The sequence below is a fragment of the Algibacter lectus genome, assembly GCF_004368925.1.
Classification (GTDB): Bacteria; Bacteroidota; Bacteroidia; order Flavobacteriales; family Flavobacteriaceae; genus Algibacter; species Algibacter lectus.
Genome location: NZ_SORL01000010.1, coordinates 135932 through 149164, shown reverse-complemented (window position 1 = coordinate 149164; position 13233 = coordinate 135932). Strand labels below are relative to the sequence as shown.

Below are 13233 nucleotides of genomic sequence, written 5' to 3'. Positions count from 1 at the left end.
CATACGCGTTGTTGTGCTTTCGTTATTTGGCTATTTGGCTATTTCTTGTAAACTACTTTACCATTAAAAATAGTCATCACAATTTCAGTATCTAAAATCTGATTTTCTTCAACTGTCATCAAATCTTGATTGAAAATTGTAAAATCAGCAAGCTTACCACTGCTAATAGAACCTTTAATGTTTTCTTCGAAGGCGCCATACGCAGCATCTAAAGTGTATGATTTTAAGGCCTGCATTCTTGTCATTTTTTGTTCTGGCTCATAACCGCCTTCAGGGATTCCTTTAAGTGTTTTTCGGCTTACGCTAGCATAGAAGCTAGCAATAGGATTAAGAGGTTCTACAGGCACGTCCGTTCCATTAACAATAGGAACGCCACTCTGTAATAAATCTTGCCACATGTAGGCGCCATCTTTAATTCGTTTTTCACCTAAACGGTCAATGGCCCAAGGTCTATCGGAAGACAAATGTATGGCCTGCATTGCAGGAATTACATGCAGTTCTGCAAAACGAGGAATGTCATCCGGATGTAAATGTTGTGCATGTTCAATACGGAATCTATGATCGGTATCTAACATATTTAATTCCTTTAACGCTAATTCATATTGATCAAGAATTTCTCTATTAGCACGATCTCCAATAGCATGCGAACAGACTTGAAAATTGTTTTGAAGTCCTTTTATTGCTACTTCTTTTACAATGTCCATTGGAAGCGTTTCATGGCCATAGTGACCTGGGCGATCTGTGTAAGGTTCTAAAAGCCAAGCACCTCTGGAGCCTAAAGCACCATCACAACTTAATTTTATAGAACGTATAGTAAAACGATGATCTGGATCTATCCTCGGACCTTTTTCTAACCATTCGTTAAGTAGTTCTTCACCACCTCTTAGCATGGCATACAATCTAATATTCATTTTTCCGGCCGATTTCATGTCATCGTAGAGTGCTATTGTATTACTTGAAATACCTGCGTCATGAAAACTAGTGATACCATTTTTATGGCACGCTTCCATAGCTAGATTAAAAGCTTGAATGTTTGTTTCTGGCGTCTCTTCTGGGATATACTTGTAAATCATAGATATTGCATGTTCATTGAAAATACCTGTTGGCATACCAAATTGATCAACAATAACTTCTCCTCCTTCCATATTATACGTCTGGATTCCCTCTTTACGTAAGCCTTTTAAACCTGCAATTTCCATAGCCTTAGCATTTGCGAAGCCTGCGTGACCACTTGCATGACTTAAAAAAACAGGATTATCTGGTGATACTTCGCTTAGTAAATGATGCGTCTGAAATCCTTTAACCGTGTTTGCTGGCATACTGTCCCATTTGCTTTGGTGCCAACCTCTACCAAGAATCCATTCGCCTGGTTTAGTAGTTTTAACTTTCTCAGCAACAGCGTCTACAATATCTTGATAGCTCCTCGTATTCATCAGGTCAAGCTCTAATTCATTATAGCCTAAGCCCATAAAATGACCATGACCTTCAATTAAGCCAGGTGTCATTGTTTTACCTTTTAAATCGATAAGTTCCGTTTGTTCGTTTTGATAGCTTTTGGCTTCCTCAAAACTTCCAGCAAAGAGAATTTTATCCTTTTTTGTTACAACGGCCTCTACTGTTGTCTGTGTAGAGTCTACTGTATAAATGGTTCCTCCATGAATAATTATGGTGCCAAATTCTTTTTTATTATTAGCACATGAACTTAAAAAAAGACAGGCAATTATTATGTTTAATTTGTAAAATCGTAGTGTCATCATAGTTGTAATTAGTTTTAGTTAATTAATGCTCGTCCTATAACTTAGCTAGAGTAGTAGAGAATCTGTCGTTTTGTCTTCCATATATCTATTTCTAAATCAAACACTAAGCCTTGCGTAATTTGTATTTGAAGTCGTTCTTTTTTAAAGAATTTTATCATTGGTTAGCGGTTTCTGAAAATTAAGCACTAAAAAGCATACAGTTAGTATTAACTATATATCTTTATTATGGTATTAAAACTATTAATTTTTAAATGATTCAATATGAATACGTAAGCTATCATATTGAGATTCTTTAGGGAAGAAAATATGTTTAAATATATTAAAAGTTACTTAAAAAAGTAAACGAAATAGAATATTTCTATAAACTGAGGTTGTTTTGAATAATTCTTTAAGAGAAAGGGAGTTTTTTTGTTACACCTATGTTGTACCTTGTTTTGTTGATTTATTATACTGGTATACAGGTGTTTATTTTTGGCGTCTAGATAACACGGTGTACTACGCAGTTTTTATTTATTCAACATCCAGTTAATTAAATCCTTTCTATCTATAATAGACCAACTATGAGGATGTCTTTCTCCGTTAGCTCGATAACCTTTATTTGTTGTTGGAATGTATTCAACTTTTTTAAACCCCAATTCATTCAATGATTCAGAAAGTTTTTTAATATGGAATGCGTTCATTTCGTCATACTCAGCCATAGTGTTTTTCTTCCACCAAAGTGTATCTGGTTCAGTATAAAGTCTAATTTTGGTATTTTTTAAATTTTTAATATTGATAATATTATTTGTTTTTGAAGTGAAAACAGAATAAAGTTCATATTTTGAAATATTGTCGTTTGGATTTCCAAAATGTTTACTTAATGTTTGAAGTAACCATTTGCTTTCTTCCATTGTGGAATTTGAAAAATCACGTTCAATGTTTTTTTTAGCAGTATTATATAACTCTGCTAAATCTAAAGGTGAATCAGCTATAAACACACCCTTTGGAAGTATATTAGAATTTTCATTAGTCATAAAATTACTGATTAATAGAGCAACAGTTCCTCCACTTGAAAATCCACCTATGTAAATATTATCTGTTGGTAATTTATTCGCTTTAAAAATATTTTGTAGCTGTTCAGACAATTTTAATAATTCATTTTCTTCAAGCCACAATTTTCTATTGTAATTCAAATATAGAACAGTGATATCATTGTTTTTTGCGTTTTCAAGTATTTTGAATTCTCGTTTTATGTCTTCAGCATTTTCTGGAAAACCACCAAAAAGTACTAAAACCGCTTTTATGTTTTTAGTAGGCTTATTTAATACATATTCATTTTTTATTATTTCTTGATATTCATTTTTTACTGAATCAGCGGTTTTTTTATTCTCATTGTTTTTACAAGAAAAGCTAAAAGTCAATATAAATAATACTACTAAAGTTCTATTCATAAGTTAGTTGTTCTAATGTTCGTTAAGGGAAATAGTTTACACAAGTTAAAGATCATACTTTACACTAAGTTTTGACTAAGCCTTATTGATGTTTGTTTTTCTCTTTTAATACCAAATCAAAAGATTTGGCGACTTTGCAAATAGACAATAACCGTTGGATTAAAAACTAATCGCCCTATTTGCTATATATAGTATTAGCTATAGTTTTTTATTTTTTCAGCAATATCTATAATGTAACCTCTAAACATTTCAGCACGAGTTGTTAAATGAATAATTTTATTGTCATACAGCACTAGATAATTAGGTTCTTTTCCGTTGCAATATCCATTAGATGATTTAAAAGCATTAAGTATTTTCTTTTTTGCTGTAACTGCTTGGCTTTCATTTTCAAATTCATAAACCCACATTATAAAATCGGGATAATAATTTTTTGGTTTAGATTCTGTTCGTTTCACATAGTACTTTTTTAATCCTTTCCCTTCAATTCTCAATATGATATTGTCTTTGCAGTTTTTATAGAATTTGCTTTCGATTAATTTTGTTTCCTCAATTTTAAATTTTTTATTATTTAGAAAAGGTTTTAGTCTTGAGATTAAAGTGGCATCATTGATGGAAATATTTGATTTTAAAATTTCAATTTTAGTGTTTTCATTCGGAATGTCCCAAGATCTTACTTCTTTAACTAACTTATTTTCTATAGATTCTTCAATTGGTTCGTTTTTTATAATTTGTGTATTCTTAATTCCAGTAGGTTCTTTACAAGAAATTAAAACTAATAGTATTGATATGTGTATAATATGTTTCATTTAAATTACAGCTAACTTATATGCTGTGTTATGTGCTGTGCTTTTTCAAGTCAATATTCTCGTTTAAGAACTTAAAATACTTTTCATCTTCTTCAGAGAAAATTTCTGTACCTTCAAACATATAAGCTCTCAATAAAAATTCCTTTGCTTCTTCATTATTATTTTTTTCTAAAAATGTCTGTCCCAATCGAAGCATTATAAAAGGATTTTCATAGGCATTTCCCTCAATGTTGTTTTTTGCATTTTGAAAATGTTCAAAAGCTTTAATATGTTCTCCTATATGAAAAAAAGCATCTCCAATTGAAGTTTCTAACCATTGACTTTCCGAATAATAGTTCTGCGGATTAGGAATTTTAGTTAATGCCTTTTCCCAAATATTTATAGCTTCTTGATAATTTTCTTCCTCGAAATATTCATTTCCTTTTTCACTTAATTCCTCAATTTGGTCACATATTTCTTCGGACAGATATTCAACTGTCACTTTCTTTTTTGAGTTTTCAAGAACTTCTTTTTTAAATAGAATAAGAATTTCATTATTATCCATTAATTTTTTCTTGGCTACATCAAAATAGAATAAAGGTTTATCACTAAAATCACGTTTTGTCGCTCCGTATTTTGCCGATTTGTAAAATTGTTCTTTGGCTTTTTCAACTTCATTTAGGTACAGAAAATTTTCTCCTGATAAAATAAAAGGTGTGGTTTCAAAAATTCTATAACCACACGTTTCAATATCTTTTGTCCAATCTGCAAGAATTGGTGTTGCTTCTTCGTGTTTGCCAACTGTTGTTAGAATCTCAATTAAGTCACACAAAATCGTATGTGAACAAGAAGTGTTGAATTTAGGTTCTGGTAATAAACCCCAAGCTTCTTTTATTTTTTGTTCGGCTTCATTATATTTTTTTTCCTCAAGTAATTCAAAAGCTTCTCCTTGCATATCAAAAGTTCTATCTTCTAATTCAGGACTTAACCCAACTGCTTGCCTTATTTCATTTTGCATATATTTTCAATTTTATCAGCGGTTTTTTTGCATTGCACATAACGGTTAGTGTATGAAACGTAGCGTATAAATTATACACTATTTTCGGATTAAACACGAGCCGAATTTTTATAATTTTGTTTTTATCTTAAATTTCCTAAAAGCCAAATTATAAAAAATTGGCGGACTTGGTAAATATGCACAAACCTTTGGAAAAGCAATTAATAGCTATGTTTTATACACATTGTTAGCAGCAGATATTTTTAATTAGCTTTTCGATTTTTCTCTTATTCATTTCATTAACCCGTCCAACTTTAATTTCTAATTCCATTAGATTTTTCAAATTTTCAATGTTGTCAAAATTTATATCATTTGGATTTTTATGTTCTCCACAATGTGATAATTTCTGCAAGGAAGTTAATTTTTCGATTCCTTTATAACTTTCTAATCCATTAAGAGTCCATAGATATAAACACTTTAAATTATGACTACTTTTTATAAAGGTGAAATCTTTAATGAACTTCACGTAACTCAGGTTCAAAATAGTTAATTTAGGGAGTTTGAATATAGGGCTTAAATTATCTTGGTTTTCCATTTTAACGCCATTAATCATTAGGTTTTCAACTGACGTAAATTTTTCAATTCCATCTAACGAGCCTATTTTTTGATTAAAAAGTCTTATTTCTTTTAATTGGTTTAAGTCACTAAGCTCTTTAAAGTTTATTGTACTTAATTGAGGTGCAAGAACTTTAATGTTTTTTAATGTATTTAGATTAAGAGAGTTCTTTTTAAATTTTCCAGAAAAATAAAATTCTTCTAAAGCAATTCCATTATTGAGAATAGAAAGGTCTGTCTGTTTGGTTGCCTTGTTGAGACTTAAATTAAGGATTTTTAGGTTTTTGAAATTTTTAATAGCATTTACATCAAGGTTCCCTGTCATTTCACTAATATCAAGTTTCTCTATATTGGGTAAGGCGGATAAAAAGTCAATATTGTCAAGTTTGGAATAGTCAATACTTATATTTTTTGCGTTAGGAATTTCTGATACAAAACTCAATTCTTTAGTGTCTTCAAACCAATATAGTCGTAATGCTTTATCTGGGTTGTTATGTAAAAATTCATTTACTTCATTACTTTCGTTCTTGTTTAGTTTATGAGAAACCTGAACTCTGTCATCATAATAATTTATAGCCATTGAATCTTGTTTTTATTTGCTGCTAACAAAAGCATACAGTTAGTATTAACTATATATCTTTATTATGGTATTAAAACTATTAATTCTTTAGGGAAGAAAATATGATTAAATATATTAAAAGTTACTTAAAAAAGTAAACGAAATAGAATTTTTATATAAACTGAGGTTATTTTAAGAAACCCTTTAAGAGAAGGGAAGTTGTTTTTTGTTGCACCTTGTTTTGTTGGTATATTATACTGGTATATAGGTTTTTATTTGTCGTATCTAGAAAATCCTGTGTTGTGTGTAGTTTTTATTCCGAGTTTTATCCGTCAATCGAAACTCCAACTTGTTTATTATTCTCATAATGTACATTGAAAAAGTAGTTTTGTCCTTCTTTTTCTTGAAACGTCATTTCAAATCCTTCATCACGTACTGATATTCCTTTCAGTTCAAAATTCTTTTCAATCGACACGAATTCCATTTCTGAATTTTCAAACTGCTCTTTCAGTGTTTTTTCCGATTCAGATTTTATTTCCGTTTCGTTATTCAGAGCACTGAGTAAAATCTGCTTTTGATTTTCAAATATTCCGTCTTTATTTCCTTCGATTAAAATTTCAATATCAGAATTCAAAAATCTTTTATTCACTTGCCAACCAACATTATTTCCTCTGGTGCTAAAACTCTCAATTTCTCCAAAATGAGAGTCAGTCGTTTTTAGTTTTTTACTTCCAAATAGATTCCCAAATATTCCCATTCAGTTTGTTTTTAGTTCGGTTGTTCGAAATACACACAACGACGTTTGATCAAGTCCCATACCGTAAATGTTTTTAAACGGTGTTGGCAGCAGTTATTTATCTGTTTTTTCATTCTCAATATAATTTTGAACTAAATCTATAAATTCTTCTTTAGTGTAAAACTGGTTGAGAAAATCTTCTAGAGTTCCTTCGTTTGTTATCTCTTGAAAATATACTTCGTGGTCAGTTCCAAATACAGTTGGATTATCTTTATTTGGGTCAGACAAACAAACATAATATCCGTCAGGAAAACCATATGAATAGATTATTTCCATAAATTCTAATTTTTCAATTCCAACAACTTTTTTAATTTCATCTAAGTCAGTCATTTCGTTATCTTCGAATATGTCTATCCATTCTTCATAATCTTTTGTTCCTTTAGTTAATGGCGTAAACAATCTTTTTCTAAAGAACGATTGACCATATGGTAATTCGTGATTTGAAAAAAAATGTGAAATTAAATTGTTATAAAATTCATCTTTATTTTTTCTATATAGACTTTTGTGGTTGTCATAAAATTCATCAACTCCATATAATTCTTCTCCCCAAGATTCGTGAGGATATAAAGGGTGATTAAATTCAATTCCTTTTATATTTTCTAGAAGAGAATTTCCTTTAACGAAAGTTCCTCCTAATTCTATTATTTTACTTATTATTTCGGATTTCATTTTTTTATTACTTACAACGTTAAGCCTAAGAAACGTAGGGCAGGTGATAAGCACTTTCGTTTCGGTTTATTACTTAGCTAAATATAAATATTTTGCTTTTATTTTTTCTACTATAAACGCCAAATTTTATATTTAGCGGACTTTGTAAAATACATTAAACTTTAGGTTAGCCCCAAACCCGTATTAATTATAGCCATTGTTAGCAATAGTCTTTTTTTAATTTTTATAATACTCTTACAAAATCAGATTCTGTTGCAGTAATACATATTTTTAATCCACAGTCTTTGTAATTCTGAGCAACATTATAAAAGGCAATTGTTGTTCTTAACATCAATAATAATGGTATTCCTGAACTTAGATTGTCAGAAAAAAATGCTGATTCATTTTCTTTTTTGTAAATTCCAGAAAATCCTCTTGCTTTTCCAATATCAATCCAACTTCTTGACTTTCCAATCCAATAACTATTTTCCTTAGTATATTCTTTGCAGATATAAATTGTACTATCCCAACCATTATCTAAACTGTAGTATAAGCATAACACCTTTGCATTTTCTGTTTTGGCTCGCTTTATACATTCTTCCATTTTCGAATTAATTCTCTTTTCGTAACCTTTTAGATTTACTTGAAAAATTCTGTCAATTAGTTCGTTTTGGACACCTAATTCCTTTGCTTTTTCAATTGCAAATTCAATACTTTCTTGAATTTTATCGGATTCAATTTTTGACATACATTTTTCCCAATACTTATATTTTTTCATTGAATTTTGGTTTGTAAGATTGAATTTGTCATATTATTTCTAACGGTTACGTATAAGAATAGTGCGATGTTTGTGTGCATGGATTTACCAAAGGAAAATCATAAGCAACCAAACTCGCATTTACTCTTGATTGAGTACTAAACTAAGCATTATTTTTATACAATGTTGGCAACCGTTTTTATTCGATTTTTTAATTTTCTTTCAATTTTACATCTTTCCAAACAAATCTCTTATTTATAATCTCGAAATCGTAATTAAACATCTGAACTTTATAATTCCCGAAATATTTAGGTTTTAATCGAATAATATCAAGTCTTTCCATTTCATTTTGGATTTCGAGATAAGATCTTCCTTTTACTGTAAACTCAATCAATTCATTTACTTTTCGTAAGTCATTTTCGTTATCAATTTGTAAATCAAAGTTATTAATTGTATTTAAAGTTGGTATTTTATATTTATTTAGTTCTGATATTAGTTCTGGTTTTTCTTTTACAACTTTATCTAATTCTTTGAGGTCCTTTTTTGTTAAATGCGTAATTAAGGATTCATCACATCTATCATAACTAAAAGACTTCTTAAATTTAGAATTTAGAAATCTTTTTGAAAGTACAATTTTGTTTTGTGGGTCTCCAATTTTTTTACCTTTTGGTATTAATGGCGAACTTTCTTCATAAAATATATCAAATATTTTCTCGACTCTATAAATTCCTTTCGAGTAAGAATTTACCCAATCTCCAATTTTTATTTCTCTTTTCAATTCAGTTCGGTTTTTTTTTCAATGGTTGCCAACAAAAGCATACAGTTAGTATTAACTATATATCTTTATTATGGTATTAAAACTATTAATTTTTAAATGATTCAATATGAGTACATAAGCTGTTGTATTGAAATTCTTTAAGGAAGAAAACATATTTAAAGTTGCTTAAAAAAGTAAACGAAATAGAATATTTCTATAAACCGAGTTTCTTTTAAATAATCCTTTAAGAGAAGGGAAGTTTTTTTCTTGTTACTCCTAAATGTTGTACCTTGTTTTGTTGATTTATTATACTGGTAGATAGGTTTTTATTTATTGTATCTAGATAACACGGTGTTGGCAGTAGTACTTTTACATTTTACTTTTCAAATAATTAATAAAAGCAGAACAAGTGGCCAGCATAAATTTTGCCTCGTAAAAATCTATTTCCCTGTCTGTTTCTGTTAATGCGTGCCTAATTCCGCCATCATCACTTGTGTAGCCATAAAGCATGCTAAAAGCTTTTTTTAATGCGGGGTGTAAATGTCCTTCTAATTCAAGCTTTTTTAATGTTTGCCCTAATGTAGACTTTTCGTCATCTGTGAAAATCTTACACATAGATTCTATTGCAGAAATAGATTCTTTAATTGAGTTTCTGTAGTCTGGACTTTGTTTGTCAGATAATAATTTAAGAGATGTTTGTAAATGGGTTTTAACAGACTTAAAAGTATCATTACTACTTATTGCTTCTTCAATTTCTTCGATTTCCTCTTTAGAAGTAATAGGCACAATTTGAGATTTTAAAAAACGATATCCAGCTTTTTCTCGTTCTAGAATTTTATTAAAAATCTCATAATATTCTCCTTTCGTATATTTTCCAGAAAATTCAAGTAAATCATATATTTCATACCAGTTAGTTTTAGTAGAAAAGAAAAATTCTCTAATATGTTTTTTAACCATATCTCTACTTACTGATTTATCACTATGAATTGGAGCTGAGTCAATTGGTAGCTTAAAAAAGTTTAGCCAAAGAGAGTAAGTGTAACCATATAATTCTCTTTTTCCCTGATAAGGTCGATCCTCTAATTTATTGAAAAAACCATCTAGAAATATAGTCCAAAGAGTGTTTTTTAAATCGGTATCGATTACCTCAAATTGTAATTCTTGCTTTATCGGTTTATATCCTAATCTTTCGGAAAATCTCATTTTTTTTTCAGTATTATTGCTAACTCATTCACTCCAAAAACACCCCAAACAGCATCATTCTGCATCACAGAAACCCGTTGAAGAGATTCGGCCGAAGTTAGTTATTCTTAGTAATAAAAAACATACGTATTTCTACCTATTTTTCTTAAACTGAAGCTAAAGTACAAAGGCATAATTAATTAGTTTTACGGAAAACCGTAATTGGGTAAAATAAATAATAAAAGCAGGTTGTTTTGTTATCGAGGAGTTTCAGGGTTTTTTAATCCCTTTTAAGGTGTAACGGCTAATTTTTGTAAAAGAAAGCGGTAATAAAATTTTCATATCATCCTTTTCACTACATTTAATCCACAATTAAAACATTTTAAAACATTAAGTTATGGCTAAATCGCAAGATTCAAAAAAGAATGTAAAAAAAGAGGCAACATTAACGCCTAAAGAAAAAAAAGCTGCAAAGTTGGCTAAAAAAGCAAGCAAAAAATAAACAGCTTCATTGTAAATCCACTTGAATGGCAAGTTAATTAGCGTTCAAGTTTATTTATCATTCTTGTGGTGTTTCCTACCTTCAAGAAATAAGTTTCGGAGTTTAAATTATTTATTCTGAGTACAACTTTAGTGTTAGAGCGAGATATAAATTCAATGGCACTGGATATATCTCTGCCTAACATAGAGTATAATTTCACTTCTTTATTCAGTAAATTTTTCCCAGTAATGGTTAGTTTATTAGCAAACGGATTAGGGAAAATTTGAGTGGCTGTATTCTGTTCAATAGCGTTGGTAACTAAAGTATCATCATAAGCCATCACTTCATCTAATATCTCGTTAGGTGTACCAAATAGCTGTAAGGCTTCCATCTGGAAAGCTTCATATATATTCGGGTCGCCGTTAGATGGCGCAATTAAGCCTTCATTTCTTATATACAAATTCATTCTGCACCAATTTGTTTTTCTCCAATCGGCAACTATGGTTACAGAGGTTCTTCTATCGTGTGTGTAGTTAACCGTTTTATCGGTTCTACTTTTTCCTAAAGTACTGTTGGTGTTATAATCACTTTCCGGATAAAACCAAGAAACGGCTCCCGGAGCATCAGGATCTGATGAGGTAGAAAATACTAAAAAACGTTTTTCTAATGCGGTGTTGGTGCGTATTGTTATTTTTTTAGAATCGCCAACGGCTGTTACATTTAGCGATTGCCAGGCGTTATTGGAGTCTCTCCACAAAATCCACTGGTAACCTAAATCTTTGTTTAGTCTAAACTCAAATTTATGTCGCATTTCGCCCATATCGTTATTGGCACCTGTAAAGGTTTCAAAATCTGGACGCACACTCTCGTTTACTTCATGAAATTGAAGAATAAATGATGGATGACGTATGTATTCCCATTCTGCAATGTGCCTTACGGTAGATATACTGCCGGTTTTAGTTACATTTTCTATAGAGGTGTTAAAATCTAATTCGCACATTAACTCATGCCTCATATCGAGCCCGAACTCATCATAAACATCATCATCAATAATGGCAGGATCGTTTTCATCTCCAAGCGTTTCATTATTAGGGTAAATTAAAGGTGTGTTTTCGGTAAAATCATCTTGAATATAAGAGTGCAACGGAAAACGCTCTACTTCAACTTTATTGGCTGTAGTATTTATATTAACCAAATGCCCGCCCGATGTACTAGAAATTCCTGCTTGCACTGGGTTAAAGTTACTGGTATGGAAATAGCCTCTAAGGGTTTTTGTGCCTCCAGAACCAAATTTAGGAAACGGATCTAGATTTGGGCCACCAGGTGTTAATTCTGTAAAGGTAATGTAGCCGCCACCGTTTTCATTTAAACCAATTTTTTCGCCATTTGGTAAGGCTAAAAAATGCTGTCTGTCGCCTGTGGTATTGGTGTAGCCGGCAGGCGTATCGTCTACAAATGCGGTAGAAGGCCCAAGCCACCATTTTATTGGGTTACTGTAAATGAATAGATGGTCTATTTCCGATGAAAACGTTGTGTTACTATCCGTAAAAGCTTCGAGGTTTATATTTTGTGCCGTGGTATTATCTGGTAAATTGAGCGTGAATGCGTTTGCGGCATCGTTTTCTAACATAAGTGTTGCACTACTAGAACAGCTATCTAAAGCCAGAGAATAGGTTATCCATTGGTTTATTGTAGGCGCTGAGGTAATGAATTCTAGGGTGTTTGTACTGTTGGCATAATATATTCCCGATGAAGTAAATTGAAGTTCTACTTTTTTTGCACCCGTAAAAAGCGAGAAGCTGAGTTTATCGGTATCTCCGGAATATTGATTGACTCTAACCCTAATGTTTATTTTAAAAGCACATGGGTTTAAATCCATGTAACCAAAATCGTTGTAATTGATGCTTAACGTTTCGTTTACTGGTTTTAACTCTAGCGCATAGTTGTTTTGTACATCTTGTTTGTATAGATTGAATTTACTAGAATCGTTAATATTAGTGCCTGTCCAGTTTTTTAAACCGTCGTTATAAGTATCGTTAACAAAATTGAATCCGTAAGAAGAATAATCTGCTCCAAATTGAGAAAAACAATTTAAGGAACATGTTAAAATGGCTAAGAGTATAATGTGTTTCATGGTGATCTGGGATTTTATGAAAAGCAGATACTGTTTTATAATTAAAAATGAAACTAACCAAAAGTAACTGATATTCAGTCGGTAAAAGTAATGAATAGTAAGATGAAATGAAATAGGAGTGGTGTTTAAAATGAAAAATCTCACATAAAATAATTATGTGAGATTTTTGATGTTCGGTTTTTAAGATGGTTTTAAGGCGCCTTAATTGAATGTTTTTTATAAGGAACTGTGCCTAATTCGTCCACTTCAATGTCCCATTTTTCTATATAATTGGCTTCAGGTAAAAATTGATTGAGGTGTGGTGTTTTTTGGTAGGTTGAATTTGATTGAGGTTT

General features: G+C 30.7%; 11 protein-coding genes. All 11 read right to left on the bottom strand.

All coding sequences use genetic code 11. The features are described from left to right. Positions 1 to 38: 38 nt before the first annotated feature. Entirely contained in the window at positions 39 to 1757 is a 1719-nt protein-coding gene (locus DFQ06_RS14500) for an amidohydrolase (RefSeq protein WP_235833554.1), read from the bottom strand. A 506-nt stretch (positions 1758 to 2263) separates the two neighbouring features. Continuing rightward, on the bottom strand, positions 2264 to 3187 hold the full coding sequence (locus tag DFQ06_RS14495) for a hypothetical protein (protein WP_133968463.1): 924 nt from the start codon (positions 3185 to 3187) through the stop codon (positions 2264 to 2266). Between the two features lie 194 nt (positions 3188 to 3381). Next, positions 3382 to 3993, bottom strand: coding sequence for a hypothetical protein (locus tag DFQ06_RS14490; RefSeq protein WP_133968461.1), 612 nt, complete (start codon positions 3991 to 3993; stop codon positions 3382 to 3384). 28 nt (positions 3994 to 4021) lie between these two features. Next, the gene (locus DFQ06_RS14485) at positions 4022 to 4990 is read right to left on the bottom strand and encodes a tetratricopeptide repeat protein (protein WP_133968460.1); all 969 of its coding nucleotides are present in this window, start codon (positions 4988 to 4990) and stop codon (positions 4022 to 4024) included. A gap of 226 nt (positions 4991 to 5216) precedes the next feature. Further along, positions 5217 to 6164, bottom strand: a complete 948-nt coding sequence (locus DFQ06_RS14480) for a leucine-rich repeat domain-containing protein (protein ID WP_133968458.1) — start codon at positions 6162 to 6164, stop codon at positions 5217 to 5219. A gap of 304 nt (positions 6165 to 6468) precedes the next feature. Beyond that, the gene (locus tag DFQ06_RS14475) at positions 6469 to 6900 is read right to left on the bottom strand and encodes a hypothetical protein (protein WP_133968456.1); all 432 of its coding nucleotides are present in this window, start codon (positions 6898 to 6900) and stop codon (positions 6469 to 6471) included. Positions 6901 to 6993: 93 nt separating this feature from the next. Beyond that, the gene (locus DFQ06_RS14470) at positions 6994 to 7608 is read right to left on the bottom strand and encodes a hypothetical protein (protein WP_133968454.1); all 615 of its coding nucleotides are present in this window, start codon (positions 7606 to 7608) and stop codon (positions 6994 to 6996) included. A gap of 223 nt (positions 7609 to 7831) precedes the next feature. Then, entirely contained in the window at positions 7832 to 8365 is a 534-nt protein-coding gene (locus DFQ06_RS14465; RefSeq protein WP_133968452.1) for a hypothetical protein, read from the bottom strand. Between the two features lie 190 nt (positions 8366 to 8555). Then, positions 8556 to 9122, bottom strand: coding sequence for a hypothetical protein (locus tag DFQ06_RS14460; RefSeq protein ID WP_133968451.1), 567 nt, complete (start codon positions 9120 to 9122; stop codon positions 8556 to 8558). 348 nt (positions 9123 to 9470) lie between these two features. Then, complete coding sequence (locus DFQ06_RS14455) at positions 9471 to 10304, bottom strand: AbiJ-NTD4 domain-containing protein (protein WP_133968449.1); 834 nt, start codon at positions 10302 to 10304, stop codon at positions 9471 to 9473. A 518-nt stretch (positions 10305 to 10822) separates the two neighbouring features. After that, complete coding sequence (locus DFQ06_RS14450) at positions 10823 to 12898, bottom strand: T9SS type A sorting domain-containing protein (protein ID WP_133968447.1); 2076 nt, start codon at positions 12896 to 12898, stop codon at positions 10823 to 10825. Positions 12899 to 13233 lie beyond the last annotated feature (335 nt).

Coding starts and splice junctions, on each gene's coding strand:
- DFQ06_RS14500 (WP_235833554.1), bottom strand. CDS start 1,757: ATGATGACACTACGATTTTACAAATTAAACATAATAATTGCCTGTCTT.
- DFQ06_RS14495 (WP_133968463.1), bottom strand. CDS start 3,187: ATGAATAGAACTTTAGTAGTATTATTTATATTGACTTTTAGCTTTTCT.
- DFQ06_RS14490 (WP_133968461.1), bottom strand. CDS start 3,993: ATGAAACATATTATACACATATCAATACTATTAGTTTTAATTTCTTGT.
- DFQ06_RS14485 (WP_133968460.1), bottom strand. CDS start 4,990: ATGCAAAATGAAATAAGGCAAGCAGTTGGGTTAAGTCCTGAATTAGAA.
- DFQ06_RS14480 (WP_133968458.1), bottom strand. CDS start 6,164: ATGGCTATAAATTATTATGATGACAGAGTTCAGGTTTCTCATAAACTA.
- DFQ06_RS14475 (WP_133968456.1), bottom strand. CDS start 6,900: ATGGGAATATTTGGGAATCTATTTGGAAGTAAAAAACTAAAAACGACT.
- DFQ06_RS14470 (WP_133968454.1), bottom strand. CDS start 7,608: ATGAAATCCGAAATAATAAGTAAAATAATAGAATTAGGAGGAACTTTC.
- DFQ06_RS14465 (WP_133968452.1), bottom strand. CDS start 8,365: ATGAAAAAATATAAGTATTGGGAAAAATGTATGTCAAAAATTGAATCC.
- DFQ06_RS14455 (WP_133968449.1), bottom strand. CDS start 10,304: ATGAGATTTTCCGAAAGATTAGGATATAAACCGATAAAGCAAGAATTA.
- DFQ06_RS14450 (WP_133968447.1), bottom strand. CDS start 12,898: ATGAAACACATTATACTCTTAGCCATTTTAACATGTTCCTTAAATTGT.